The sequence below is a fragment of the Uliginosibacterium paludis genome (assembly GCF_039631355.1).
Lineage (GTDB): Bacteria > Pseudomonadota > Gammaproteobacteria > Burkholderiales > Rhodocyclaceae > Uliginosibacterium > Uliginosibacterium paludis.
The window spans coordinates 677,414-702,976 of record NZ_JBDIVF010000001.1 but is presented as its reverse complement, the minus strand read 5'-3'; the positions used below and the strand labels follow the sequence as shown (position 1 = coordinate 702,976).

The following is a 25,563-nucleotide window of genomic DNA, read 5'->3' as shown; positions in this document are numbered from 1 at the left end:
AAAAGTCAGGTATATTGACCAATATGAGCGCGCCGGAAGTTAAAGTCAACAAACTTGACTCAAATGATCCTGACCAGGCCCAGGCCTGGTACGAGGCCTTCGAGCTGTTTTTCCACGCCTACAAGGCCTTCACTGCTCGTCCTGACGCGATCCTGGCCGAACGCGGGCTTGCCCGGTTGCATCACCGCATCCTGTATTTCGTGGCACGCAAGCCGGGTCAGCGGGTCAGCGAACTGCTGCTCACGCTGGGGGTGAGCAAGCAGGCCATTCACGGACCCCTGCGTCAGCTCGTCGAGCTGGGTCTGGTCTCGGTGGTCGAAGACGAGCAGGACCGGCGCGGGCGCTGCCTCTCGCTGAGCGCCGAGGGCGTGGCGCTTGAAGCGCGGCTCTCTGAAACCCAGCGCGAACTGCTCGCTGGCGTGTTCGCGGACAAGGGCGAAGCGGCAGAGCTTGCGTGGCGGCAAGTCATGAAGGAGTTGGCGGGCAGGGGCCGCGCGCAGCAGGCATAATCGCGGGATTGCATCAATCGCCGCAGAAAGGCCGCATCCATGCCCGTCATCGCCGTCAAACACCCCCTCGTCCAGCACAAGATCGGTCTCATGAGGGAGGCCGACATCTCCACCAAGAAGTTCCGCGAACTCACTGCCGAACTCGCGCGTCTGCTGGCCTATGAGGCAACGGCGGATTTCGAACTCGCTCCGGTCGAGATCGAATGCTGGAGCGGTCCGGCCACGATCCAGCAGATCAAGGGCAAGAAAGTGACCGTGGTGCCGATCCTGCGTGCAGGTCTGGGCATGCTCGATGGCGTGCTGGACATGATCCCGAGCGCCAAGATTTCGGTGGTGGGTCTGGCCCGCAACGAGGAAACCCTGCAGCCGGAGCACTACTTCGAGAAGTTCGTCGGCAACCTCACCGAGCGCACCGCACTGATCATCGATCCGATGCTGGCAACCGCCGGCTCCATGATCGCGACCATCGACCTGCTCAAGCGCCGCGGCTGCAAGGACGTGCGCGCGCTGGTGCTGGTTGCGGCCCCCGAGGGGATTGCCGCCATCGAGAAAGCGCATCCGGACGTGCGCTGCTGGACGGCTGCGATCGACAGCCATCTCAACGAGAACGGCTACATCATCCCCGGCCTGGGCGACGCGGGCGACAAGATCTTCGGCACCACCCACAAGTGATCCACGCCGCGCTTGCTGCGCGGCCCTACATCCCGCAAGAGAGAACGCAATGAGCGAAACCATCACCACGGCCAGCGGCCTGATCTATGAAGACATCGTCATCGGCAGCGGCGAGCCCGCAGCAGCCGGCCGTTCGGTGCGCGTGCATTACACCGGCTGGCTCACGACCGGCGAGAAGTTCGATTCGAGCAAGGATCGCAACGAGCCCTTCGGCTTCCCGCTGGGCGCCGGCCATGTGATTCCGGGCTGGGATGAAGGCGTGCAGGGCATGCAGCCCGGCGGCCGCCGCAAGCTGACGATTCCCTCGCATCTGGCCTATGGCGACGAAGGTGCCGGCGGCGTGATTCCGCCGAATGCCACGCTGGTGTTCGAAGTCGAACTGCTCGAGATCGAGCCGGGGCTGGACATGAGCATGCAGAACCCGATCACCACTTCCAGCGGGCTCGTCTATGACGATAGCGTGCTCGGCACCGGCGCCGAAGCCAAGGCCGGTCAATACGTGTCCGTGCATTACACCGGCTGGCTCACCAGCGGTGAGAAGTTCGATTCGAGCAAGGATCGCGGCGATCCCTTCAGCTTCCCGCTGGGCGGGCGTCGCGTGATTGCGGGCTGGGATGAAGGCGTGGCCGGCATGAAGGTGGGTGGCACGCGCAAGCTGATCATCCCGCCGGAGCTGGGCTATGGCGCACGTGGCGCCGGCGGCGTGATTCCGCCGAATGCCACGCTGGTGTTTGAAGTCGAGCTGCTGGCAATCCAGTAAGCATGCAGAGCGGGGCGGGCCGAGGCTCGCCCCTCTGCCGAACAGGGCCGCGCAGGCGGCGGCAGAACCATGAAAGACAGCAAAACCCCCGTCACCGCAGCCATCCGTGTGCTGCGGCAGCACAAGGCCGAATTTACCGACCACCTCTATGACTACGAGGAAAAGGGCGGCACGGCCGTCAGCGCGCGCGAACTCGGCGTCGACGAGCATTGCGTGATCAAGACGCTGATCATGGAAGACGATGCAAAGCATCCGATGATCGTGCTGATGCACGGTGATCGCGAGGTCTCCACCAAGAATCTCGCCCGCCATCTCGGCGTGAAGCAGATTCATCCCTGTGTGCCGGATGTGGCCAATCGCCATTCGGGTTACATGGTGGGCGGCACCAGCCCCTTCGGCACCAAACGCGCGATGCCGGTCTACATGCAGCAGAGCATCCTCGAGCTGCCGAAGATCTATATCAACGGCGGCAAGCGCGGCTATCTGGTCGGCATTGCGCCGGCCGTGGTGCAGGCCATCCTGAAGCCGGAGCTGGTGGACGCGATGGCCTGAGCGCGGGCTCAGTGCCGCACGCGTTCGCGCCCCGCGCTCTTGCGGGCGCTGCTGACCAGGGTTTCGAGCAGGCGCTGGCGGTCTTCGGTGCTGGCCACATTGAGCTGCGGAATCGTTTCTTCCGGCAGCACGATGCTGGCGCGCCGGTCATGGCGGACCGGAATGGCGCGCCATCCCGAGAGCAGCAGCCAGTCCCACAAGTCGGAACGGCAGGGCTGAGTGACCTTGATGCGATAGCCGTTGCGTACGATGCTGGCGCCGACTTTCGGCGGCGGCGTGATCGGCAGTGGCTGACGTTTCGTGCGGATGCCGAACAGCGTCCTGAAAAAGTTCTTCATGATCTCCCCTGTTGCCTTGCGTCCGGGGCGCCCTTCACCTGCGCGCCCGCATGCGGGGACCATGCCCCGCCGTGATTGGAGTTCAGGCGACGTCGGGCGGCAAGGCAGGGGGGCATGTGAGGCACATCTAGGCCGACCTCCGGCAGGGCGCGTCAGTTGAAGAAGCCCTTGATCCGGTCGCCGAGGCTGCTGCCCGACTTGCCCTTGTCATCGGTGCTGCCGATGCCGACCAGCTTCAGCGCGGCGACGCCGGCCTGGCGGTAGATCGCGTCATTGAGCGAGAAACTGCCGTCATCCAGGTTACCCTGCAGGGTGAAATCCATGTCGACCGGGCGGCTGGTGTCGGCATCGACGCCGCGCGAGCGGGCGAAGGCTGCGGTGGCCTCGCGGGTCAGCCCGGCCAGCCCGCCCAGCTCCACATTGCTCAGGCGCATGTGCCCCGGCGCCTTCAGCCGGCGCTTCTCGACGCGGGCATCGAGTTTCAGGGCCAGCCGGCCCGCCTTTACTTCGCCGATCTGCTGCTTGAAGAGATAGGGCTCGACCAGCTTCAGCGGCACCTCATCGAGTGTCAGCGACAGATCGGATTCGAGGTCTGCCGGGACCAGCCAGCCCTTGATGGCGAGCTTGCCGCGCCCGGCCACGCGCGCCTGCAGGCTGAGCGGCGTGCGGTTCTTCATCGCGGGCAGGTTCAGGTCGTCCAGCGTGAGCGCCAGTTCGTCGAGCGGAATGCGTTGCGGCCGTGCCAGCGTGGTGTCATGGAAATCGATCCGGCTGTCGACCAGCTCGATTCGCCCGATGCGCACGGCGATGCCGCTTTCGTCCGCGGTGTTCCGCGGGCCGCTCTGGCTGGCGCTGTTTGCGGTCTTTTTCGAGCCGAGCAGGGCGGGCAGGATCTGCATGCCCTGACGCGTGCGCAGCACGGTGAGCGAGGCGTCTTCGATGCGGATGCTGCTGAGGATGATTTCGCCGGCGAAAAGCATGCGCAGGTCCGGGCGGATCAGTACGCGCCGCGCCGAGAGCTCGTCCTGGCCGGGCCAGCCGCGCTGACTGGCGCGGATGTGCAGCTGGTCGATCTCGATGCCGGTCAGGGTGGCGCGGATTTCGCCCACCGTGCCCGTTTCGCCCAGCGCGGAGACCAGTTTTGCACGGGCGAGGTGGAGGGCGCCGAAGTAGAGACCCACCAGCAGCGCGCAGCCGGCAAGGGCGATGAGGGTGTAGCGGAGGGGCGTGTTGTGGATGAGGCGGGAGAGCATGTCAGGGTTCGGTTTGACTCAGTGATTGCAGCCATTGTGCGAAACCGGGGTCGGAGATTTCGTACTGGCCGCGTTCGCGACGGGTGATGATTTCGTCGCGCAGCAGCCGTTCTGTGGCCGACTGCACGGCGGTGGTTGTCGGGGGGCGGCTGCCGAGGCGGGCGCCGATGCGTGTCCGGGTGTCTTCGGCAAACAGCGCTGCGGCTTCCAGCACGGCCAGCAGCACCTGGCGGTCGAGCACCGGCAGCGCCTTCACGATCCGTGCGTACTGGGCTTCGTCATGCAGGTCGTGCAGCTTGAGCGCCACCGCCTGCTCAAGGCCCAGTTCGGCGTTGAGCACCATGGCTTCGACCACGGCACGCAGGCGGCCGGGCACGCATCCCATGGATTCGAATTCTGCCCAGAGTTTCCATTCATCGAGCCGGCGCCCGGTCGAGCGGTGAAAGGCTTCTGCCAGATGGGTGCAGAAGCCGCGGTCGAGTGTCGGCAGCTCGATGTTGGTGCCGAAATGGAAGAAGGGCGCCCGCGCTTCGGAGAACATCCGCCGCAAGCCCTCGCGGGAAGAGCCAGTGAAGAGGACCTTGAGCGTGTCCTTGTTGATGTCCAGCCCGGTGCGCAGGCCGCCCAGCAGCTCTTCGTTGCGGGCCTGGCGCGTCAGGATCTGGGCTTCATCGAGCAGCAGCAGGCAGCGGCCACCGCTCGCCACCGCCTGGACGACTTCGGTGAGCGAGTGGGGCGGCGTGGTGTCTTTCGTGCCGAGTTCGGCCTTCACGCCCAGTACTTCTGCGCTGACGCGGGCCGTCAGCGGCTTGAGCCAGGTGCGGACCTTGCCGGTGGCGAACTCGCCGAGCGAGAGGCGGAACACCTCGCCGGCCTCGTCGCCATCGGTCATGAAGGAGTGGTAGAACACGCGCCAGCCATGTTCAGCCGCGCGGGGCGCGATGTCCTTGAGCAGAAACTCGGTCTTGCCCATGCGTCGCGGGGCAAACATCGTCAGCGCATGGGAGAGGCCGCTGTCAAAGGCCATCAGGACCGAGTCGGCCAGCTGGGTGCGCGGGTAGTGCCAGTAGTCGGGCGTCGCCATGTTTTCCGCTTTTATGATCAATTACGTGGATTGATCATAATTACGGAGAAGGGCGAAATCCAGCCTGAATGCCCGGAGGGCGGATTCAGCCCTGGCTGCGCAGCCGGTACCAGGCCGTCCGGGCCCAGCAGGCCACGCAGAACGAGAAGGCCCACTCCAGAAATGAGAAAACCAGCAGCACGCTCACTGGCACCACCCACATGCCGCTGCCGGCGAAATACAGCACGCTGGCCATGCTGCTGGCGATGAAGAGCAGTTTGCTGGCGAACATCTTTGCGCCGGCGTTTTCCTTCTTCCCGGCGAAGCCTGCTTTCTGCAGCAGCAGCGCGAACAGGCGATGCGAGGGGCAGCGCTGATGCCCGATGAAGCCGCGCACGAAGCCCTGTACGATCAGCAGGGGCACCAGCCACACCACGTTCAGGAGTGCCAGGGCGGCGATGAGGAAGGTCAGCAGGCCATCTGCACGGGCGGCATTGGCAAGGACGGGCGGCAAGTCGAAGCGAAGCATGGCAGGTCTCCGGAAAGGAATGATTGATTTATATAACTATGTAGTTATTAAGTCAATCACGTCCTTCCGGCAGACGCTGATCGGGGCGGCGCCCGGCTCACTCCATGTCTTCGGTCCAGGTGCGGCCGTCGCGCTCGATCAGGGCGATGGACGCCGACGGGCCCCAGGCGCCGGCGGGATAGTGATGCACGCGCTGGGCATTGCCTTTCCAGGCGTTCAGGATCGGGTCGATCCAGTTCCAGGCCGCGGTGACTTCGTCCAGGCGCATGAAGAGCGTCTGGTTGCCGCGGATCACGTCCATCAGCAGGCGCTCGTAGGCGTCCGGGTTGGAGACGCCGAAGGTCTCGACGAAGCTCATGTCGAGCGGGATGCGGCGCAGACGCATGCCGCCGGGGCCCGGATCCTTGATCATCACTTCCAGGGTCATGCCTTCGTCGGGCTGGAGGCGGATGATCAGCCGGTTCTGGCTGATGCGGCCGGCCGTGTGGTCGAAGATCGAATGCGAAATCGGGCGGAAATTCACCACGATTTCAGAGGTGCGGGCCGCCAGGCGCTTGCCGGTACGCAGGTAGAAGGGCACACCCGCCCAGCGCCAGTTGGCGATTTCGGCGCGGATCGCGACGAAGGTTTCGGTATCGCTGTCTTCCGCTCCGAGATCTTCCAGATAGCCCTTGGTCGGCTGGCCGCCCACCGAGCCCTTGCGGTACTGGCCGCGCACCGTGGCGGCTTCGGCATTGCGCTCGTCGATGCGCTTGAGGGCCTTGAGGATCTTGAGCTTCTCATCGCGCACCGCGTCGGCTTCGAAAGCGTCCGGCGGCTCCATCGCGGTCAGGCAGAGCAGTTGCAGGATGTGGTTTTGCACCATGTCGCGCAGTGCGCCCGAGGTGTCGTAGTAGCCGCCGCGATCGCCTACGCCGAGGTCTTCGGCCACGGTGATCTGGATGTGGTCGATGTGGGTGCTGTTCCACAGCGGTTCGAACATGCGGTTGGCAAAGCGCAGCGCCATGAGGTTCTGCACCGTTTCCTTGCCGAGGTAATGGTCGATCCGGAAGATCTGGGATTCGTTGAACACCTTGCCGACCGCTTCGTTCACCGCGCGGGCGCCTTCGCCGTTCTTGCCCAGCGGTTTTTCAAGCACGACCCGGCTTTCCGGCGTGACCAGGCCGAAGCGGCCGATCTGCTCGCTCAGCGGCGCGAAGAGGTCGGGCGACACGGCAAAGTAGAAACTGCGCACATGCTCGCGCGCGGCGTTCAGCAACTCGGCGAGCTCGGCCCAGCCGCCGTCGCCGGTGGCGTCGGCCGCGCAGTAATGCACGCGGGCGACGAAGCGCTCGAGCACGGTGGCTTCCAGTTCGCTGGATTTCACATGAGAGCTCAGGGCGTCCCGCACGAAGCCGTGATAGGCCTCACGGGTCTGCGCCCGGCGGGACACACAGATGATCCGGCCCGCCTCCGGCAGCTGCCCCGCCCGATCCCGCTGATACATCGCCGGCAGCAGCTTGCGCGCCGCCAGGTCACCGGTACCGCCGAACACGACAAGATCGAAAGGAGAAACCTGGATGGTGCGCGGAGACATTGAACCAACTCCTTAGTGTGTGCAATGGACAAAGTGTAGCGCCGAAAATGACGCAGCGATGTGCCGGCGGCGCTTGCTATGCTTGCCGGCCCAATGAAAGGAGCAGCTCATGGACAAGCCGATCGTGGTTGAGCGCTGCATCGACGAGGCCCGCAAGCAGGCACTCGGCACAAGGGCGTGGCCGGTCTGGAGCAAGGAAGCTTCGCGCTTTGCCTGGTATTACGACAGCAGCGAAACCTGCCTGCTGATCGCCGGCGAGGTCACGGTGACGCCGCGGGAAGGAGAGGCGGTCACGCTGCGTGCGGGCGACCTCGCCACATTCCCTGCCGGGATGCACTGCGAATGGCATATCACCCGGGATCTGTCCAAGCATTACCGCGTTGGCTGAGTGCCGGACAAAAAAATGCCCGTCACCTTGCGGTGACAGGCATCAGGGCTTGTTGCCAGCCTTGCATTGCTGACAGCGGGGAAATTGTTCAGGGCCTGGCGGCGACCCAGTCACCTCCGGCCGCCTTGGCACAGGCTTCCGCTTTCCTGGCGGCGGCCTGGACGAGCTTGGCGGGCGCGTCCTTGGCGACCGTCGGCACCGGGCAGACGTAGAGCGGGGCACCCTTGTAGGTCCATTGGCTCATGCCATCCGGGCGGTCGATGGTTGCAAAGTGGCCGCTCGCCTTGTCATCCGGAGTCGAGAACATCGGCCGGAAAACCTTGAGGCAGTCGCGCACGCAGTGGCTCTGGCCGGCCGCATCCTTCTTGTAGACAAACAGCTTGTCGCCGGTGTGGCTGACCAGATGATCACCCTTCTCCAGCGCGGGCAGGGCGGCGGTGGGGATGTCCGGCGTCGTCGAACAGGCGCTCAGCAGGATCATGGTCAGGACGGGCCCGGCGAGCGCGAGCTTCTGCTTCATGGATTTCCTCCGGGTGTCGTGTCATTCGGGTGACGTGTCAGGATGTCCGGACGGATTATTCAGGCTTTCTGCCGCGAACCCCGCGAACGTTTTTCTTTCGTAAACCTTTCCTGCAACAGACCCGCAGCAGACCCTTTCCGCCGTGATTCCTGCTGTGGTCCTGATCTGCGGCAGGGCGTCGCAAGCCCGCGGGACGCAGAGTGGGCGGCCCGACTAGAATCCGTCCTTCCCCCCGAACCGAGCAGCACATGTCGCTTTTCATCGATCGCCTGGCCGCGTCATCGCCATTGTTCATCCTGATCTTCGCCGGCTTCGCGATCGCACGCTGGGCGAGATGGCCTGCCGGCGTCTCGGAAGGGCTGACCCGGGTGGTCTTCAATCTCGCATTGCCCGCCATGCTGTTTTTCACGCTGAGCGACTTCTCCCGCCTGCCTGCGGTGGATGCCCGCCTGCTGATCGCCTTTTTCGGCGGCATCTTCGTCGTCTTTCTGCTGGCGAGGGTGGCGGGCCGGCTCCTGTTCCGGCTCGACGGGGTCAGCGGCTCGATCTTCGCGCTGGGCACGATCTTCTCCAACAACGCGATGCTGGGCCTGCCCCTGGCGCGCGCCACGCTTGGCGAGGGCGCGATTCCCTCGGTCGCCCTGGTGCTGGCCTTCAATTCGCTGACCCTGTGGACGCTGGTCATGGTGTCGATCGAATGGGCGCAGCACGGCGAGCTCTCGGCGCGTGGCTTTGCCAAAACGGCCCGCGGCGTGCTGACCAATCCGCTGATCCTCGCGATCATGGCCGGGGCGCTGTTCGGCTTGACCGGCTTGCCCTTGCCGCATCTGGTCAGTGAGCCGGTCTCGATGCTGGCCCAGGCCGCCACGCCGCTCTCGCTGCTGGTGCTCGGCATGGGCCTGGCCGAATTCCGCATCCGCGAGGGGCTGGTGCAGAGCCTGACGGTCTGCTTCCTCAAGCTGCTTGTCCTGCCGCTGGTCGTCTGGGGCATTGCCCTGCTGCTGCACCTGCCGCCGATGGAAACCCGGGTCGTGGTGCTGCTGTCCTCCATGGCGATGGGGGTCAATGTCTACCTCATGTCGCGCCAGTTCCGTGCGTTCGAGGGGCCCACTGCTGCGGCAATGGTGCTTTCCACGGTATTCTCGGCGGCGGTAACCCCTCTCGTTCTCACGCTCATTTCCTGAACCGCACACATGAATCTGGACCAAGCCCGCGCCCTCTTTCTCGAGTCCCTCGTCTATCACGAGGCCGGGGACTTCCGTCGTGCGGAAGCCTTGTTGCGCCGGGCGCTGGAGCTGTCTCCCGATCGCGTCTCCATTGTTTCCAACCTCTGCGGCGCCTTGCTGGCGCAGGGGCGCTTCCGCGAAGCCCTGCCTTATGCCGAGCAGGCGTGCCGGCTCGAACCGGGCAGCCTGCTGAGCTGGGATCACGCGGCCATGTGCCACGAAGAAACCGCCAACTGGCCTGCCGCGCTGGGTTGCCTCGATCGCGCGCTGGCGCTGGGCGCCACGCAGGACATCCAGCGTCGCCGCGTAACCTGCCTTCTCGCGATGGAGCGCCGGGACGAGGCCCGTTCGGTGCTCGAAGCCCTGTGTGCCGCGGGCGAAGCCTTGCCGGACGACTTTCAGCTGCTGGCGGCCATGCAGTTCGAGCAGGGCGAACACGCCCGGGCGCTGGGCAATTCGAACCGGGCGCTGGAGCTGGCACCGGACTTCGCGCCCGCCGCCCTGATGCGGGCGGACGCGCTGCTGAAACTGGGCCGTCCGGCCGAGGCGCGTGAGGCCGCCCTGCATGCCACACGTTGTGGCGCAGGCTTCTGGCAGACCTGGTTTGCGCTGGGCAACGCCCGTGTCGAATGCAATGACGCCGACGGTGCGCTGGAGGCTTTCGAGCGCGCGGCCGAGCTCTGCGGCGATGATCCGGCCGGCTACCGCCTGCGCTGGAACCGTGCGCTGGCGCTGCTGCAGAGTGGCGACCTGGCGCGCGGCCTGCCCGCCTTCGAGTGCCGTCGCGAGCGGCCGGAAGCTGCCAGCCAGCAGTGGCCGGCGAGCCCGCGCTGGGACGGACGGCGCGTGGCGGCCGGGCAGACGCTGCTGCTGGTGTCGGAGCAGGGGCTGGGCGACACGCTGCAGTTCGTCCGCTATGCGACCTTCCTGGCCGGGATGGGCGCGCGCGTGCTGCTCTGGGTCGAGCCGGCCCTGATCCAGGTGCTGGCGGGCTGCCCCGGTGTGGCAGGCCTATTTTCCAAGGACGAGGCCGCACCGGCCCATGACCTGCATGTGCCGATGATGAGCCTGCCGCTGCTGTGCGGCACCACGCTCGACTCGGTGCCGCCGCCCGCCGGGCTCAAGCCCGAGGCCGGCCGCCGGGAGCACTGGAACGCCTTTCTCTCGATGCTCGGCCATCCGCGTATCGGTCTGGTCTGGTCGGGCAATCCGCGGCACATCAACGATCAGGCACGCTCGATGCCCTTGCAGGCGCTCGCGCCGCTGTTCGGGCTGCGGGCGGATTTCGTGTCACTGCAGAAAGAGGTCCGCGAGCAGGACCGGCCCGGCCTGCTGCGCCATCCGCTGCTGGATGCCACCGATCAGCTCGAGGATCTGGCCGATACCGCCGCGCTGATCGCCAATCTCGATCTGGTGATCAGTGTGGATACCTCGGTGGCGCATCTGGCGGCGAGCCTGGGCAAGCCGGTCTGGTTGCTGCTGCCGCACGCGGCCGAATGGCGCTGGCTGCGGGAGCGCAGCGATTCGCCCTGGTATCCGTCGATGCGCCTGTTCCGCCAGTCGGTGCCGGGCGACTGGTCTGGCGTGGTGGAACGCGTGCGCGAAGCGCTGCAGATCGCGCGCGGCGACTTCAGCGTCCCAGCGCGCTGAAAACCTTCTTCGCCAGGGCACCGGCTGCCTGAGCCGGGTTCTGGCGAATTTCGCGCTCCTGCTCGGCAATCATCAGGAAGAGGCCGTCGAGCGCCTTGCGCGTCACGTATTGCTCCACGCTGGCGTCTTCCGCCCGGAGCAGACCGAAGCTGGCGGCCTTGCCGGCCAGCGCGTTGTACTGCTGAGCGAGGGCGAGGCGGCCGGTCACCTTGCTGACCACCGGCAGGAAGCGCTGGGTCAGCTGGGCTGTGGTCTTTTCGCGGAAGTATTGCGTGGCCGCATCCTCGCCGCCGCCCAGCACCTGTTTGACGTCCTGCACGCTCATCTGCTTGACCGCCGACACCAGCAGGGCCCGGGCTTCCGGTACGGCCTGTTCGGCCGCGCGGTTCATGTTGGTCTTGAGCTCATCGACCACTTCGCCCTGACCCATCATCCGCAGCGCGGTTTCGGCCTTCTGCAGGGAGCCGGGCAGCTCGATGCGCACCGCCGGATTGCCGAGGAAGCCATCCTGCCGGCCGAGGGATTTCACCGCGATTTCGGCGCCCTGGGAGAGGGCTTCGCGCATGCCGCCGGCGGCGTCCCTGTCGGAGAGGGCATCGAGCAGACCGGCCTGGGCCAGCGGCATCAGACCGCAGAGCAGCAAGGTGGTGAGGGCGCGGAAGGGGTGTGACATGGAGTTCTCCGTGATGAATCAGGCGCAGATGGCGAAGGCCGGGTGAAAGCCCAGCCGCCCGGTGGGCAGGGTCTGGTCGAGGCTGCGAACGAGCAGGAATTCTTTCGGAATGCCTTCCAGCAGCAGGCCGTGAGCCGGCACGAAGCCGGACTGGCGGTACCAGACCGGATCACCGACCACCACGCAGGCCTGGGCGCCGCGCGAGGCGAGGCTGGCCAGCCCGGCTTCGACAAGCTGGCGCCCGATGCCGTGACCCTGCCGATCCGGGCTCACCGCCAGTGGCGCCATCGCATGACAGCCACAGTCAGCACCGTCCACGGTGACCGGCGAAAATCCCGCATAGCCGGCCAGACCGGCGTCGTCTCGGGCCACCAGCGAGAGGCTCAGCGCACCGGCCGCCCTCAGGGTGTCGACCAGCAGGTGCTCGGTCTGGTTGCTGTGCGGATGGTGGGCGAAGGCTGCCCTGAGCAGTGCCTCGATGGCTTGTTCGTCAGCCGGAGTCTCAGGGCCGATCTGCAGCATCAGCGCCCTGCGACCGGTTTGACGCGCGCGGCGCAGGCCGTAGCCCTGGCGCGGGCGGTGTCGGTGTCATCGGCACTGGCCACGGCCACCCCCATCCGCCGCCGCTCGAAGGCTTCCGGCTTGCCGAACAGGCGCAGGTCGGATTCCGGCACCTGCAGGGCCTGGTCGACGTCCTCGAATGCGATGCCGGTGGCATTCATGTTGCCGTAGATCACCGCGCTGGCGGCAGGGCGGCGCAGGCTGGTATCGACCGGAAGGCCGAGAATGGCCCGCGCATGCAGCTCGAATTCCGACAGGCGCTGCGAAGCGAGCGTGACCAGCCCGGTGTCATGCGGCCGGGGGCTGACTTCGGAGAACCACACCTCGTCGCCGCGCACGAAGAGCTCGACGCCGAAGAGACCGCGCCCGCCGAGCGCGGTGGTGACCTTGTCCGCAATCTCGCGGCTGCGCGACAGGGCCAGCGCCGACATCGCCTGCGGCTGCCAGCTCTCGACATAGTCGCCGCGCACCTGGATGTGGCCGACCGGCGCGCAGAACGCCGTTTCGATCTCGCCGGCGGCGTTGCTGGCGCGCACGGTCAGCAGCGTGATCTCGTACTCGAAATCGATGAAGCCCTCGACGATGACCCGTCCGCCCTTCACCCGGCCACCGGTTGCGGCATAGTCCCAGGCCGCGGCGATGTCGGCCTCGCTGCGAATGACCGACTGCCCCTTGCCTGAGGAGGACATGACCGGCTTGATCACGCAGGGATAGCCCACGGCGGCGATGGCCGCGACCAGTTCGTCGAGCGAGTCGGCAAAGGCATAGGGCGAGGTGGCGAGCCCGAGTTCCTCGGCGGCCAGGCGGCGGATGCCCTCACGATTCATCGTGAGCTGGGTGGCGCGCGCGGTGGGCACGACGACGGCGAGACCGTCCGCCTCGATGCGGGCCAGTTCATCGGTGGCGATCGCCTCGATCTCCGGCACGATGAAATGCGGCCGCTCCTGCTCGACCAGGCTGCGCAGCGCCCGGGCGTCCGTCATGTCGATTGCATGCCAGCGGTGGGCCACCTGGTGGCCGGGGGCGTGCGGGTAACGGTCGACGGCGATCACTTCGCAGCCGAAACGTTGCAGGGCGATGATCACTTCCTTGCCGAGCTCTCCCGAGCCCAGCAGCATGACGCGGGTGGAGGAAGGGGAGAGCGGGGTGCCGATTTGCATGGTGAAGGCGGAGAGAGGGCAAAAAGGCATTTTAACCCGGGACGAAAGCAGGGGCTTGCTGGCGTGACCTTGCGACCATCCGGCCCGCGACCACGGGGCGGCAGGCTGCCCGCTGGCCGACTTCCGTGGCATGCTTCTCCGGCCCGGCGCCGGGAACCCCATCGCGTCCGGACATTCCAACGCACACCATGAACTCACTCATCGAATTCCTTCAGGCCACGCTGGTCGTGCCGCTTGCCCTCCTGCCCATCATCAATCCGCTCGGTGGCGCAGCCCTTTTTGCCAGCATGACCGGCGGCAGCGAGCGGCTGGCCGCCCCGATGGCGCGGCAGGTTGCCATCAATGTCTGGTTCATCCTGATGACGGCGATGCTGATCGGCAGCTATGTGCTGGATCTCTTCGGCATTTCGCTGCCCATCGTGCGCGTTGGCGGCGGTCTGCTGGTCGCGGCGACGGGCTGGCGCATGCTCCACAGTACCGGCGAAGACGAGATCCGCTCCGCGGTGGAGAGCGACACCTCGGAACTCTCGGCGCAGGAGATCGCCAAACGCGCCTTCTTCCCGATGAGCTTTCCGCTCACCTCCGGCCCCGGTTCGATTGCCACCTCCATCGCGCTGGGGACCCGCTTTCCGCATTCGCCTTCGCACTATGTCATGGGGGTCATCGTGGCCGCGATCGGTGCCGCCCTCACTGCCGCGATCGTCTTCCTCTGCTACCGCTATGCCGTCCGCCTGCAGAAGAAGCTCGGCGACATCGGCGTGATGGTGGTGGCCCGCCTGTCGGCTTTCATCCTGCTCTGCATCGGCATCGAGATGGTCTGGGCGGGCTGGGTCGATCTCAATCAGGCGATTGCTCACTGAAGCGCCCGGCGGCCGACTTACCCGAAGGCGCAGTGCCCGGCGGGATAGCCCGGCTGGCGTGCGCGCGCTAGACTCTGCGCCGCCCCTTCCCAACGACCGCCGGAGTTCTCTCATGACCGCAAAAGTGATCAGCACCGCTTCCGCACCCGCCGCCATCGGCCCGTATTCCCAGGCCATCCGCGCCGGCAAGACCGTCTATCTCTCCGGTCAGATCGGGCTCGATCCTGCCAGTGGCGAGATGGTGAGCGGTTTCGATGCCCAGGCCAAGCGCGTTTTCGAGAATCTCAAGGCAGTGGCCGAAGCTTCGGGTGGCTCGCTCGTCAATGTGGTCAAACTCAATATCTACCTGACCGACCTCGGCAAGTTCGGCCAGGTCAACGAGCTCATGCAGCAGTATTTCCGCGCTCCCTTCCCGGCCCGCGCCACGCTGGGTGTCGCTGCCCTGCCGCGAGGCGCCGAAGTCGAGATCGACGCCATCCTGTTCCTCGACTGAACGCTTGAAGGCCGGCGCTCCGAAATCCTCCGCAAAGTCGCAGTCTGCCCTCACCGACAGACTGCACAAGCTCGGCATCTACAATGACGCCGACATGCTGCTGCATCTGCCGATGCGCTACGAGGACGAGACGCGTGTGGTCAGCATCCGCGAAGCCGCCCCCGGCTTGCCCGCGCAGATCGAGGCCGAGGTCGAGCATTCGGAGATCACCTTCAAGCCGCGCCGGCAGCTGGTGGCAAAGCTGCGCGACGACAGTGGCGTGATCTACCTGCGCTTCCTGAATTTCTATCCGGCGATGCAGAAGCTGCTGGAGCCGGGGCGCCGTGTGCGCGCCTTCGGCGAAGTGCGCAGCGGTTTCTGGGGCGAGGAAATGATCCACCCCCGGGTGCTGGCGGTGAAGGAGGGCGAAGCCCTGCCGCAATCGCTCACCCCGGTGTATCCAGCCACCGCCGGGCTGGCCCAGGCCGCGCTGCGCAAGCTGGTGTTGCGCGCCTTCCAGCGCGCCAGCCTTGCGGACTTCCTGCCCGAGGTCTTGCGCAAGAACCTGAAGCTGGCGGGCTGGGAGCGCAGTCTGCGCTTCCTGCACCAGCCTCCGCCCGAGGCCAGCCAGAGCGCGCTGGAGTCGCGCAGCCACCCGGCCTGGCGGCGGGTGAAGTTTGACGAGTTGCTGACCCAGCAGATCCAGCTGCGTCGTGCCTGGATCGAGCGCCGCGCGCATGCCGCGACCCGTCTGCCGCCGCAAGGGCGGCTCACCGCACAGCTCTTGGCAGCGCTCCCTTTTGCACTGACCGGCGCGCAGGCCCGTGCGGTGGACGAGATTGCACGCGACCTGAGCCAGGCGTATCCCATGCAGCGCCTGCTGCAGGGCGATGTGGGCAGCGGCAAGACCATCGTGGCCGCGCTGGCCATGCTGCAGGCCGCCGAGAACGGCATGCAGGCCGCCCTGATGGCGCCGACCGAGATCCTCGCCGAGCAGCATTATCGCAAGCTGGCCGGCTGGCTCGAACCGCTCGGCATCGGCGTGGCCTGGCTCTCCGGCTCGCAGAAGAAGAAGGAGCGCGCGGCGATGCTTTCAATGATCGCGGACGGCTCCGCCTTGCTGGCCGTCGGCACCCATGCGCTGATCGAGGACACGGTGGGGCTGGAAAACCTCGGCCTGGCAGTGGTCGACGAGCAGCATCGCTTCGGCGTGCGTCAGCGCCTCGCGCTGCGCGAGAAGGTCGCCGGGCGCTTGCCGCACATGCTGATGATGAGTGCCACACCGATCCCGCGGACGCTGGCCATGAGCTACATGGCCGATCTGGATGTGAGCGTGCTGGACGAATTGCCGCCAGGGCGCACGCCGATCGTGACCAAACTCGTCGCGGATTCGCGCCGCGAGGAAGTGATCGAGCGGGTGCGCGACGCCTGCCGCGAAGGGCGCCAGGCCTACTGGGTCTGCCCGCTGATCGAGGAGTCCGAAACCCTGCAGTTGCAGACGGCGGTCGAGACCTTCGAGGTGCTTTCTGCCGAGCTCGCCGAACTGAAGGTCGGGCTGGTGCATGGGCGTTTGAAGCCCGCCGAGAAAGCGGCAGTGATGGAGGCTTTCCTGCGCAACGAGACCCAGGTGCTGGTGGCGACTACCGTGATCGAGGTCGGCGTGGATGTGCCGAACGCCAGCCTGATGGTGATCGAGCATGCCGAGCGCTTCGGTCTGGCGCAGCTGCACCAGCTGCGCGGCCGTGTCGGGCGCGGTGCGGCGGCCTCCACCTGCGTGCTGGTGTATGCCCAGCCGCTGTCACCCACCGGGCGCGAGCGCCTGAAGGCGATTTTCGAGACGACCGACGGCTTCGAGATCGCGCGGCGCGACCTGCAGCTGCGCGGCCCTGGCGAATTCGTCGGCGCGCGCCAGAGTGGCGTGCCGCTGCTGCGTTACGCCGATCTGGAAACCGATGTGGATCTCATCGAACTCGCGAAGCAGGCGGCTGAAACGCTGCAGTCGCAACACCCCGAGGCGGCGGATGCGTTGATCGCGCGCTGGTACGGCGGGCGCTCCGAACTGCTCAAGGCCTGACATCGCAGTGCCCGGTCTGACGCATGCTGTCTGATGTCTTGTGCAAGACATCGCACGCTGCGGTTCTGCTTCCTGCGGCGCTGCGGTAGCGCGGCGCTTTCGCCCCCCGGCCGCAGCCCTCACAATATCGGGCTGTCGCCGTCCTTCTGTCGCCAAGATGATTCCCGTTCTGTTCCAGCAAGCTTTCCAGGCTTTTCAGCGAGGTGATGCCGCCACCGCCGCGCCCTTGCTCGATACGATCCTGAAGCTTGCACCGGGGCAGGCGGACGCGCTGGCCCTGTATGGCCTGCTCAGACTGGAGCAGGGCGAGCCCGGCGAGGCGGCGCGCCTTCTGACTCAAGCCACCGCGGCCCGTCCGCGTGATGGCGCGCTGCTCTTCAATCTGGGGCGGGCACGCCGCGCCGCAGGGGATGCGGCAGGCGCGGTGAACGCCTATCGCGAGGCGCTTGCGCTGCACCCGGAGGAGGCGGCCCTGCATTACAACCTCGGCAACGCGCTCGCCGACCTTGGCGCTGTCGAGGCGGCGCTGGCCTCGATGCAGACGGCGGCCAGACTCGATCCGGCAGATCACGATGCGCCGTGGAACGCGGCCCTGCTGCAGCTGCAGCTGGGCCGCCTTGATGAAGGCTGGGCGGGCTATGAACATGGCTGGGCGAGCGGCGGGCGGGGCGAGCGCTTCGGCAGTGAGGCGCCGTGCTGGGATGGCAGCCAGGCGCTGGCGGGCCGTACCGTGCTGGCCTGGGCGGAGCAGGGTTATGGCGACACGCTCCAGTTCGCCCGCTACCTGCCTTTGCTGGCGGCGCGAGGTGCGCGGGTCTTGCTGCAGTGCCAGCGCACGCTCGCGGACCTGCTCTCCGGCGTCGAGGGCGTGTCGCAGGTGTTCGCGCGCGGTGAGCCCTTGCCGCCGCATGACTTCCAGTGCCCCCTGATGAGTCTGCCGCGGGCCTTCGCGACCCGTCTCGACACGATTCCGGCGCCCATGCGCCTGCCGGTTGATCCGGCCCGTGTGGCGGCCTTCGCGCAAACCCTGCCCGCGGGCCCCAAGCGGGTCGGCATCGTCTGGAGCGGCAGCATCGTGCATCAGGACGATGCCCGCCGTTCCTGGCCGCTGGAGGCCTTGCTGCCGCTGCTGCAGGCGCCGCCACCGGGCGCGGCTTTCGTGTGCCTGCAGAAGGATCTGCGGCCACATGACGCCGGTGCGCTGGCCCGCCTGCCGGCGGATTTCTTCCGCGGTGAGTCGCTCGGCAGCTTTGCCGACACGGCAGCGCTGCTTGCCTCGCTGGATCTGGTGATCGGTGTGGATACGGCCGTGCTGCATCTGGCGGCCGGGCAGGGCCTGCCAGCCTGGCTGATGCTGCCGCCCCGGCCGGACTGGCGCTGGCTGCTCGATCGCGACGACAGCCCGTGGTATCCGTCGCTGCGCCTCTTCCGGCAGCAGACCGGAGAGCCGAAGTCAGCGCTTCTCGAGCGCGTGGCCGCGGCGCTCCGGGCGCACTTTCAGGCGTAGAGCGTTTCGCCCGCGCCGGCGGCTTCCCGCATCTTCGCGAGTTCTTCCGGCCAGTCGACCTCTTCCAGACCGAGCTGGGTCACCACACGGTGGTTGATGTGGGAGAGGATGACCTCGTCCGGTTGCCCCTTCTCGATGCCGAAGGCGATCGAGGCTGCGAGATTCACGATGCCGGCATAGGGCGTGGCGCCTTCCTGCTCGGGCCGGGTGTAGAACGCCAGCGCGCCGACGATCTCTTCCGGGAAGAACCATTTGCGGGCGAGCTCGGCGCTGACCTGGCTGTGGTCGAAAGTCAGGTGCAGGCGCTCCAGCGCGGCGAGTTCGCCGACCGAGAGATTGCGGCATTCGGCCAGAACCTTGTTGCCGATTTCCGGCACCACGATCTGGATCAGCAGTTGCCCGATGCGGTGGAGCAGGCCGGCTGCATAGGCGAATTCCTTGTTCAGGCCGGCGAGTTTCCCCAGCGAACTGGCGAGTCGGGCGGTGAGCTGGGAGTGTTTCCAGAAGTCCGGCAGGCTGATGCCTTCCACCTTGCTGATCGCGCCGGCGACGCCGGATGCGATCACGATGGCGCGCAGGGCGTTGAGGCCGATCATCGCAACAGCGTCCTCGATGCTGCCGACCGACTTGCGGCCGGCGTAGTAGGGCGAGTTGGCCAGGCGCAGCACGCGCGCGGAGAGCGACTGGTCTTCCCTGACCTTGGCGATCAGGCTGGCCAGATCCACATCGTCACGGCCCAGCGAAGCAATCAGCTCCTGCACGATGGCCGGAATGGTGGGCAGCTCGGGAAGGCGTTCGAACAGGCGCTCGATGGGGGTCATGGGGATTCTCCGCTCAGGTTGTCGTTGGGGGCGTCCCGGTGTTCACGGCCGGCATTTGCCACGCTTGACTGCCCCTAGGTGTTTCCCCGGGGCTATCATCGCGGGATTCTGGATATGAGGAAGCGGCATGCGTCTGATCGAGCGTCTGGATGCCTGGGAAAAGCTGATGCGGCTCGACAAGCCGATCGGCATCCTGCTCCTGTTGTGGCCCACGCTGTGGGGGCTGTGGCTGGCTGCCGAAGGCCGGCCAAATCCGTGGGTCGTGGCGATTTTCGTGCTGGGTACGGTGCTGATGCGCTCGGCCGGTTGCGTGATCAATGACTGGGCCGACCGGGATTTCGACGGTCATGTTGCCCGCACGAAAAACCGCCCGCTGGTGACCGGCCTGGTTTCGCCGAAAGAGGCGCTCGGGCTGGCGGCCGGGCTCGCCCTGCTGGCCTTCCTGCTGATCCTGCCACTCGAGCGGCTGGTGATCTGGCTGTCGGTGCCGGCCTTGCTGGTGGCTGCGAGCTATCCCTTCTTCAAACGCTTCTTCGCGATTCCGCAGGCTTATCTGGGGGTGGCTTTCGGTTTCGGCATCCCGATGGGCTTTGCCGCGGTGCAGGGCGAAGTGCCGGCGCAGGCCTGGTGGCTGCTGCTGGCCAATGTGTTCTGGGCGGTGGCTTATGACACCGAATACGCGATGGTGGACCGGCCGGACGACCTGAAGATCGGCATCCGCACCTCGGCCATCACCTTCGGCCGTTTCGATATCCTGGCGGTGGCGGTCTGCTACGCCGCCTTTCTCGGCATGATGGCCTGGCTGGGGCTGCAGGCCGGGCGCGGCCTGCCGTATGCCTGCGGACTTGCCCTCGCCGCCGCGATGGCGGTGAGCCATCTTTTCATGATCCGTCGCCGCGAGGCAGGCCCCTGTTTCAAGGCCTTCCTGAACAACAACTGGCTGGGCGCCGCGATCTTTGCCGGCCTGCTGGCCGATTATCTGCTCAATCCCTGACACTTTCCCGCCTGACGGGCGAGGGACCGACGACATGCAATACAAGGATCTGCGCGACTTCATCGCGCGCCTCGAAGCCATCGGCGAACTCAAGCGCATCCGCGTGCCGGTGGATACGCATCTGGAAATGACCGAGATCGCCGACCGCGTGCTGCGCGCCGGCGGCCCGGCGCTGCTGTTCGAAAAGCCGACCACGCAGGGCGTGCCGCAAGCGATGCCGGTGCTGGCCAACCTCTTCGGCACGCCGGCGCGGGTGGCGATGGGCATGGGCATTGAAGCGGACGCCGCGCGCGACTGGCAGACCCCGCTGCGCGAAGTCGGCAAGCTGCTGTCCTTCCTCAAGGAGCCGGAGCCGCCGAAGGGCCTGCGCGACGCCTGGGAGAAATGGCCGGTCCTGAAGCAGGTGCTGAACATGGCGCCGAAAACCGTGAGCCGTCCGGCCTGTCAGGAAGTGGTGTGGGAGGGCGACGCAGTCGATCTGGCGAAGCTGCCGATCCAGCACTGCTGGCCGGGCGACGTGGCGCCGCTGATTACCTGGGGCCTGGTGGTGACGCGGGGCCCGCACAAATCCCGCCAGAATCTCGGTATCTACCGCCAGCAGGTGATCGGCAAAAATCGCGTGATCATGCGCTGGCTCGCGCATCGCGGCGGCGCACTCGACTTGCGCGACTTCCAGTTGGCGAACCCGGGCAAGCCTTTCCCGGTGAGCGTGGTGCTGGGCTGTGACCCGGCGACCATTCTCGGCGCGGTCACGCCCGTGCCGGACTCCCTCTCCGAATACCAGTTCGCCGGCCTCCTGCGCGGCAGCCGCACCGAGCTCGCGCAGTGCGTCGGCAATGATCTGCAGGTGCCGGCGAATGCCGAAATCGTGCTCGAAGGCGTGATCCATCCGGATGATCTCGCGCCGGAAGGCCCGTATGGCGACCACACTGGCTACTACAACGAAGTCTCGGAATTTCCCGTTTTCACGATCGAGCGCATCACGATGCGCCGCGACCCGATCTACCACAGCACCTACACCGGCAAGCCGCCGGACGAGCCGGCGATGCTGGGCGTGGCGCTGAACGAAGTGTTCGTGCCGCTGTTGCAGAAGCAATACCCGGAGATCACCGACTTCTACCTGCCGCCCGAGGGCTGCTCCTACCGCATGGCGGTGGTGAGCATCAGGAAGGCCTATCCGGGGCATGCCAAGCGCGTAATGTTCGGCATCTGGAGCTTCCTGCGGCAGTTCATGTACACCAAGTTCATCATCGTGGTGGATGAGGATGTGGACGTGCGCTCCTGGCAGGAAGTGATCTGGGCGATCACCACGCGCATGGACGCCACGCGCGACACGACCCTGGTCGACAACACCCCGATCGATTATCTCGACTTCGCCTCGCCGGTGGCAGGCCTCGGCAGCAAGATGGGGCTGGACGCGACCAACAAGTGGCCGGGCGAAACGCAGCGCGAATGGGGCCGGCCGATCGTGATGGACGAGGCGGTGAAGCAGCGGGTGGATGGGCTGTGGCAAAGCCTGGGTCTCTGAGAGGACGAAAATGAACGACAGGAATACGCTCGACATGATCGGCGAGAATGCCTACGTCATGGCTTCGCCCTCGCAGACGCGCTTGCTGCATCTGCTCTATCTGCTGCACGCAATCGGGCTGGTGATCGGGGCCTGGTCGCAGGCGGTCACGATGATCGGCGCCTTTGCCTTCGGCTGGACTTCGATTATTGCGATCATCATCAACTATGTGAAGCGTGACGAGCTCAAGGGCACGATCCTCGAGAGCCATCTGGCCTGGCAGGCCGATACCTTCTGGCGCTGCGTGGTGGTGATGCTGATCGGCCTCGTGCTCTACCTGCTGCTGGTAGGCTTCCTGATCAACTGGCTGGTTTTCGGCCTGACCGGTCTCTGGGCGGTGTATCGCATCGTCAAGGGCTGGCTGGCGCTGCAGGAAGGCAAGCCGGTCCGCTGAGCATCAGGCGCCGGATTCGTCCGGCCACTCGAAGCGGTAGCCCACGCCGTAGACAGAGTGGATCGGATCGGCACCCGCCGTCAGCGCTAGTTTGCGGCGCAGGTTCTTCACATGCGTGTCGACCGCGCGGTCGGTCACGATGCGATGGTCGTCATGCAGCTGGTCGAGCAGTTGCTCGCGCGAGAACACGCGTCCCGGCGCTGCGGCGAAGGTGCGCAGCAGGCGGAATTCGACCGGGGTGAGATCCAGTGCCTGGCCGTTCCAGGTGGCACGCCAGGCCGTGTCGTCGATCTGCAGACCGGCGGGTTTGCGCGTGTCATACAGACCCTGCACGCGGCGCAGGCGGGCGCGCACGCGGGCCATGATTTCGCGCGGGCTGAAGGGGGCTTTGGCGATGTAGTCGTCCGCACCGCCGTCGAGCCCGGCGAGACGGTCGGCCTCCTCGGCCAGCGCCGTCAGCATGATCACCGGCACGGCGGAAAAGCGGCGCAGCTCGCGGCAGACCGAGAGGCCGTCAAGCCCCGGCAGCATGATGTCGAGCAGGATCAGGTCGGGCTCGGCTTCGCGCACGGCCTCGAGTGCAAGGGCGCCGTCGGCGACATGACGCGGGCGATGACCTTCGGCGCGCAGGTAGTCGACCAGCAGCGCGGCCATGCGGGGTTCGTCCTCGACGATCAGCACGTCTGCCGGCTGGATGTCGTTCATGCGCGCTTGCCCTCGGCCGGCAGGCGGATCGTGATGGCGAGCCCGCCCAGTGGTGAAGCTGCGGCTTCAATGCTGCCGTCATGTGCCTGGACGATGTTGCGGCAGATCGAGAGGCCCAGCCCGGCGCCGCCCGAAGCGCGGTTGCGTGAGGCCTCCACCCGGTGGAAGCGATCGAAGAGGCGCGTCAGATGATCGGGCGGCACACCGGGGGCAGAGTCTTCGCAGCACAGCTGCAGTGCGCTGCGCCGCGTCGAGTCGGTCACCGCCGCGAGGCTCACCCGGACCTGCCCGCCGGCGTCGGTGTAGCGGCAGGCGTTCTCGAGCAGGTTGGCCAGCAGCTGGCGGATGCGTGAGGGGTCGGCGAAAGCCTGCAGCGGAGCGTCGGGCAGCGCTGTTTCCAGCGTCAGTCCCTGGGCCGCGAGGCGCGGCGAAAATCCCGCGCAGGCCTCTGCCACCAGGCCTGTGAGGTCGATGTTTTCCTTGCGGTAGGCGAGGGCGCCCACATCGGTGAGCGCGAGGTCATAGAGGTCGCTGACGAGCTTGTTGAGCTGTCGTACCTCGCCCTGCAGGGTCTTTACGGTGTTCAGGTCCAGCGGCCGGATGCCGTCTTCCACCGCCTCGAGTTCGCCATGCAGCACGCCCAGCGGCGTGCGCAGCTCATGCGCCACATCGGCCATGAAGCCGCGCCGCATGGCCTCATTGCGCTCCAGCGTGGCCGCAAGGTGATTGAAGTCGCGCGAGAGGCGGCCGACTTCGTCGTCGCCGAGCTCGGGTACACGCCGGGTGTAGTCGCCGCCGGCCAGCTCATGGGTCGCGCGCGCCACCGAGCGGACCGGGCCCAGCACCGCGAGCGAAACCCACCAGGCAATCGCGGCCGCCAGCACGATGGCGGCGGAAAAGATCGTCCAGCGCGCGCGCAGCTGGGCCTGCTCGAAGCGCACGGCGCCCGCTTCGCTCACGGTCTGGAAGGGGGTCAGCGAGAGCCAGCCCACCACACGGTCGTTCACCCGCACCGCGCGTTCGATGCGCGATTCGGAATCGCCGTGATAGCCCATGACAAATGCGTGATTGGTGTCGAGCAGGGTCACGCGCAGAAAGGCGCCGGTGAGATCGGAGACCGGCGGCCTGCCGCGCTGCCGGTCTTCGTCGCCGCGCACCATGATGTCGATCCATTGCCGCGGCTCCTCGCGCAGGAAGTCCCAGCTGCCGTGCCGGGCGTAAGCCGCGGTGAGGCGGGGCATGGCGGACTCCATGCGATCGATGGCCAGCTGGTTGAGGTAGCCGAGAAAGCCGTGCTGAAAGCTGCGATGCGAGGCGATACCCGCTGCGATCACCGCTGCCGCGGCCACGGCGAGCACGGCCAGGAAGAGGCGGGTCGAGAGCGAGAGGCGGAAAAATCTTTTCATGCCGGCATTGAATACGCAGGTCCCCGTGATGGCAAGCCGTTGCGCCCCTGCGGCATGAAACTTCAATTTTCCTCCACATTCGTGCCGCAACCTGCGCTCATCCCCTGATCCCAGGATTGCACGGACATGAACATGACAGGTCTCTCCCTCCCCCGTTTCCTTCCCGGCCTGCTGGCCTGCTGTGTGCTGGCCGCCTGCGGTGCCGACAAGCCCGCCGGCCGCCAGGAGGGCGACAAGCCCCAGGTCGGCGTGCTGGTGGTGGCACCTGCCGCCGTGCCGCTGACCGTCGAGCTGGCCGGCCGCGTAGCGACCCGCGGCGTGGCGGAAATCCGTCCGCAGGTCGGCGGTATCCTGCAGAAGCAGCTCTTTGCCGAGGGCAGCCTGGTGAAGGCCGGACAGGTGCTCTACCAGATCGACCCCTCGACCTATGAGGCCGCCTTCCGCAGCGCCAAAGCCTCGGTCGAGAAGGCTGAAGCGACCTGGAAGGCCGCCGAGATCACCGCCAAACGGAACGGGAACCTCGCCAGGATCGACGCGGTGAGCCAGCAGACGGCGGACGACAGCCGTGCCACCGCGGACCAGGACCTCGCCGCACTTGAAGTGGCGAAGGCCGAGCTCGAAACCGCCCGCATCAATCTGGAGCACACCCGTATCACCTCGCCGATTGCCGGCCGCGTCGATGTGTCCGCCGTTATGCCGGGGGCATTGCTTACCGCGAGCCAGACCACCGCGCTGACCACCGTGCGCCAGCTCGATCCGCTGATCGTGGACGTGAAGCAGTCCAGCACCGAGCTGCTGCGTCTGCGCCAGGAACTCAAGGCCGCCAGCCAGCGCAAGCGGGGCGAGGCGGTGCCGGTGCAGCTGGTGCTGGAAGATGACAGCGTCTACGCTCGCCAGGGGCATCTGCAGTTCGACGGTGTGGCAGTGGACGAGAGCTCCGGCATGGTCACGCTGCGTGCGGAAGTGCCGAACCCGGACGGCGTGCTGCTGCCCGGCATGTATGTGCGTGCGCGCATCCAGGAAGGCACGCTGCAGGACGCGATCCTGGTGCCGCAGGAAAGCGTGACGCGCCGCCCCTCGGGGGACGCGATCACCACTGTGGTCGGCGAGGATGGCCGGCTTGCCGAGCGCAAGCTGGTGCTGGGCCGTGCGATCGGCAACCAGTGGCTGGTCACCGCCGGGCTCAAGGCGGGAGACAGGGTCGTCGTCGAAGGCCTGAAGAAGGCCACGCTGGGCGATGTGGTTACGCCGGTACCGGCACATGCCAGTGCCGCGTCATCGGCCGCCGCCCCCTCCGCGGCCGCCAGCGCCGGCCTCTGAGGAGCACGCAGCC

General features: G+C 66.6%; 27 protein-coding genes and 1 pseudogene. 16 read left to right on the top strand and 12 right to left on the bottom strand.

What is annotated here, in order from left to right:
* Positions 1-23: 23 nt before the first annotated feature.
* The 5 genes and pseudogenes from ABDB87_RS03380 to ybaK all read left to right on the top strand — a co-directional run bounded on the left by ABDB87_RS03380 (position 24) and on the right by ybaK (position 2,493).
* The gene (locus ABDB87_RS03380) at positions 24-509 is read left to right on the top strand and encodes a MarR family winged helix-turn-helix transcriptional regulator (RefSeq protein ID WP_345924110.1); all 486 of its coding nucleotides are present in this window, start codon (positions 24-26) and stop codon (positions 507-509) included.
* A gap of 39 nt (positions 510-548) precedes the next feature.
* Entirely contained in the window at positions 549-1,181 is a 633-nt protein-coding gene (upp, locus tag ABDB87_RS03375; protein WP_345924109.1) for a uracil phosphoribosyltransferase, read from the top strand.
* Between the two features lie 49 nt (positions 1,182-1,230).
* Positions 1,231-1,554: pseudogene (locus ABDB87_RS03370) on the top strand (FKBP-type peptidyl-prolyl cis-trans isomerase); the annotation flags it as partial.
* Positions 1,555-1,593: 39 nt separating this feature from the next.
* Positions 1,594-1,941 carry an FKBP-type peptidyl-prolyl cis-trans isomerase gene (locus tag ABDB87_RS03365; RefSeq protein WP_345924682.1) on the top strand — a complete coding sequence of 116 codons (348 nt, stop codon included), beginning with the start codon at positions 1,594-1,596 and terminating at the stop codon, positions 1,939-1,941.
* Between the two features lie 69 nt (positions 1,942-2,010).
* Positions 2,011-2,493 carry a Cys-tRNA(Pro) deacylase gene (ybaK, locus tag ABDB87_RS03360; RefSeq protein WP_345924108.1) on the top strand — a complete coding sequence of 161 codons (483 nt, stop codon included), beginning with the start codon at positions 2,011-2,013 and terminating at the stop codon, positions 2,491-2,493.
* Positions 2,494-2,501: 8 nt separating this feature from the next.
* On the opposite strand, the gene ABDB87_RS03355 is transcribed toward ybaK, so the two are convergent.
* The 5 genes from ABDB87_RS03355 to zwf form a co-directional block, all read right to left on the bottom strand.
* A complete protein-coding gene (locus ABDB87_RS03355; RefSeq protein WP_345924107.1) occupies positions 2,502-2,831 on the bottom strand; it encodes a hypothetical protein in 330 nt (109 codons plus the stop codon).
* 152 nt (positions 2,832-2,983) lie between these two features.
* Positions 2,984-4,084, bottom strand: coding sequence for a DUF748 domain-containing protein (locus tag ABDB87_RS03350; RefSeq protein WP_345924106.1), 1,101 nt, complete (start codon positions 4,082-4,084; stop codon positions 2,984-2,986).
* Position 4,085: 1 nt separating this feature from the next.
* Positions 4,086-5,168 (bottom strand): ATP-binding protein, encoded by a 1,083-nt coding sequence (locus tag ABDB87_RS03345; RefSeq protein WP_345924104.1) that lies wholly within the window; start codon positions 5,166-5,168, stop codon positions 4,086-4,088.
* An 85-nt stretch (positions 5,169-5,253) separates the two neighbouring features.
* Positions 5,254-5,676: a DUF4395 family protein gene (locus ABDB87_RS03340; protein ID WP_345924102.1), complete on the bottom strand. Its 423-nt coding sequence runs from the start codon at positions 5,674-5,676 to the stop codon at positions 5,254-5,256.
* 97 nt (positions 5,677-5,773) lie between these two features.
* The gene (gene zwf / locus ABDB87_RS03335) at positions 5,774-7,252 is read right to left on the bottom strand and encodes a glucose-6-phosphate dehydrogenase (RefSeq protein ID WP_345924100.1); all 1,479 of its coding nucleotides are present in this window, start codon (positions 7,250-7,252) and stop codon (positions 5,774-5,776) included.
* Between the two features lie 109 nt (positions 7,253-7,361).
* On the opposite strand from zwf, the gene ABDB87_RS03330 reads away from it, so the two are divergent.
* Positions 7,362-7,640 carry a cupin domain-containing protein gene (locus ABDB87_RS03330; protein ID WP_345924098.1) on the top strand — a complete coding sequence of 93 codons (279 nt, stop codon included), beginning with the start codon at positions 7,362-7,364 and terminating at the stop codon, positions 7,638-7,640.
* An 88-nt stretch (positions 7,641-7,728) separates the two neighbouring features.
* Here the strand turns inward: ABDB87_RS03330 and ABDB87_RS03325 are convergent, their stop codons facing one another.
* Positions 7,729-8,160 carry a COG4315 family predicted lipoprotein gene (locus tag ABDB87_RS03325; protein WP_345924096.1) on the bottom strand — a complete coding sequence of 144 codons (432 nt, stop codon included), beginning with the start codon at positions 8,158-8,160 and terminating at the stop codon, positions 7,729-7,731.
* A gap of 248 nt (positions 8,161-8,408) precedes the next feature.
* Here ABDB87_RS03325 and ABDB87_RS03320 point away from each other — a divergent pair, with 248 nt between their 5' ends.
* Positions 8,409-9,344, top strand: a complete 936-nt coding sequence (locus ABDB87_RS03320) for an AEC family transporter (protein WP_345924094.1) — start codon at positions 8,409-8,411, stop codon at positions 9,342-9,344.
* 9 nt (positions 9,345-9,353) lie between these two features.
* Positions 9,354-11,036 (top strand): tetratricopeptide repeat protein, encoded by a 1,683-nt coding sequence (locus ABDB87_RS03315; RefSeq protein ID WP_345924092.1) that lies wholly within the window; start codon positions 9,354-9,356, stop codon positions 11,034-11,036.
* Here ABDB87_RS03315 and ABDB87_RS03310 read toward each other — a convergent pair.
* From ABDB87_RS03310 to purT, 3 genes are read right to left on the bottom strand one after another with little or no spacing between them, the layout of a single operon-like run.
* On the bottom strand, positions 11,017-11,709 hold the full coding sequence (locus ABDB87_RS03310; RefSeq protein WP_345924090.1) for a DUF4197 domain-containing protein: 693 nt from the start codon (positions 11,707-11,709) through the stop codon (positions 11,017-11,019). The two genes, ABDB87_RS03315 and ABDB87_RS03310, sit on opposite strands and share 20 nt — an antisense overlap.
* Before the next feature lie 18 nt (positions 11,710-11,727).
* A complete protein-coding gene (locus tag ABDB87_RS03305; RefSeq protein ID WP_345924088.1) occupies positions 11,728-12,231 on the bottom strand; it encodes a GNAT family N-acetyltransferase in 504 nt (167 codons plus the stop codon).
* Entirely contained in the window at positions 12,231-13,430 is a 1,200-nt protein-coding gene (purT, locus tag ABDB87_RS03300) for a formate-dependent phosphoribosylglycinamide formyltransferase (protein ID WP_345924086.1), read from the bottom strand. Before purT ends, ABDB87_RS03305 begins: the two co-directional genes overlap by 1 nt.
* A 188-nt stretch (positions 13,431-13,618) precedes the next feature.
* On the opposite strand from purT, the gene ABDB87_RS03295 reads away from it, so the two are divergent.
* From ABDB87_RS03295 to ABDB87_RS03280, 4 genes are all read left to right on the top strand, one after another.
* The gene (locus ABDB87_RS03295) at positions 13,619-14,290 is read left to right on the top strand and encodes a MarC family protein (RefSeq protein WP_345924084.1); all 672 of its coding nucleotides are present in this window, start codon (positions 13,619-13,621) and stop codon (positions 14,288-14,290) included.
* Positions 14,291-14,402: 112 nt separating this feature from the next.
* Positions 14,403-14,783, top strand: coding sequence for a RidA family protein (locus ABDB87_RS03290; RefSeq protein WP_345924082.1), 381 nt, complete (start codon positions 14,403-14,405; stop codon positions 14,781-14,783).
* A 4-nt stretch (positions 14,784-14,787) separates the two neighbouring features.
* Positions 14,788-16,836 carry an ATP-dependent DNA helicase RecG gene (gene recG, locus ABDB87_RS03285; protein ID WP_345924080.1) on the top strand — a complete coding sequence of 683 codons (2,049 nt, stop codon included), beginning with the start codon at positions 14,788-14,790 and terminating at the stop codon, positions 16,834-16,836.
* A 157-nt stretch (positions 16,837-16,993) separates the two neighbouring features.
* Positions 16,994-18,343, top strand: coding sequence for a tetratricopeptide repeat protein (locus tag ABDB87_RS03280; RefSeq protein WP_345924078.1), 1,350 nt, complete (start codon positions 16,994-16,996; stop codon positions 18,341-18,343).
* Here the strand turns inward: ABDB87_RS03280 and ABDB87_RS03275 are convergent.
* A complete protein-coding gene (locus tag ABDB87_RS03275; RefSeq protein ID WP_345924076.1) occupies positions 18,334-19,164 on the bottom strand; it encodes an HDOD domain-containing protein in 831 nt (276 codons plus the stop codon). The genes ABDB87_RS03280 and ABDB87_RS03275 overlap by 10 nt on opposite strands.
* Positions 19,165-19,291: 127 nt before the next feature.
* On the opposite strand from ABDB87_RS03275, the gene ubiA reads away from it, so the two are divergent.
* The 3 genes from ubiA to ABDB87_RS03260 are packed head-to-tail and all read left to right on the top strand — an operon-like array spanning position 19,292 to position 22,119.
* A complete protein-coding gene (ubiA, locus tag ABDB87_RS03270) occupies positions 19,292-20,158 on the top strand; it encodes a 4-hydroxybenzoate octaprenyltransferase (RefSeq protein WP_345924074.1) in 867 nt (288 codons plus the stop codon).
* Between the two features lie 34 nt (positions 20,159-20,192).
* Positions 20,193-21,686, top strand: coding sequence for a 4-hydroxy-3-polyprenylbenzoate decarboxylase (gene ubiD / locus ABDB87_RS03265; protein WP_345924072.1), 1,494 nt, complete (start codon positions 20,193-20,195; stop codon positions 21,684-21,686).
* A gap of 10 nt (positions 21,687-21,696) precedes the next feature.
* Positions 21,697-22,119: a DUF4870 family protein gene (locus tag ABDB87_RS03260; protein ID WP_345924070.1), complete on the top strand. Its 423-nt coding sequence runs from the start codon at positions 21,697-21,699 to the stop codon at positions 22,117-22,119.
* 3 nt (positions 22,120-22,122) lie between these two features.
* On the opposite strand, the gene ABDB87_RS03255 is transcribed toward ABDB87_RS03260, so the two are convergent.
* Positions 22,123-22,824 carry a response regulator gene (locus ABDB87_RS03255; protein ID WP_345924068.1) on the bottom strand — a complete coding sequence of 234 codons (702 nt, stop codon included), beginning with the start codon at positions 22,822-22,824 and terminating at the stop codon, positions 22,123-22,125.
* Positions 22,821-24,230, bottom strand: coding sequence for an ATP-binding protein (locus ABDB87_RS03250; RefSeq protein WP_345924066.1), 1,410 nt, complete (start codon positions 24,228-24,230; stop codon positions 22,821-22,823). Before ABDB87_RS03250 ends, ABDB87_RS03255 begins: the two co-directional genes overlap by 4 nt.
* Positions 24,231-24,356: 126 nt before the next feature.
* On the opposite strand from ABDB87_RS03250, the gene ABDB87_RS03245 reads away from it, so the two are divergent.
* Positions 24,357-25,550 carry an efflux RND transporter periplasmic adaptor subunit gene (locus ABDB87_RS03245; protein WP_345924064.1) on the top strand — a complete coding sequence of 398 codons (1,194 nt, stop codon included), beginning with the start codon at positions 24,357-24,359 and terminating at the stop codon, positions 25,548-25,550.
* The last annotated feature ends 13 nt before the right edge of the window (positions 25,551-25,563 follow it).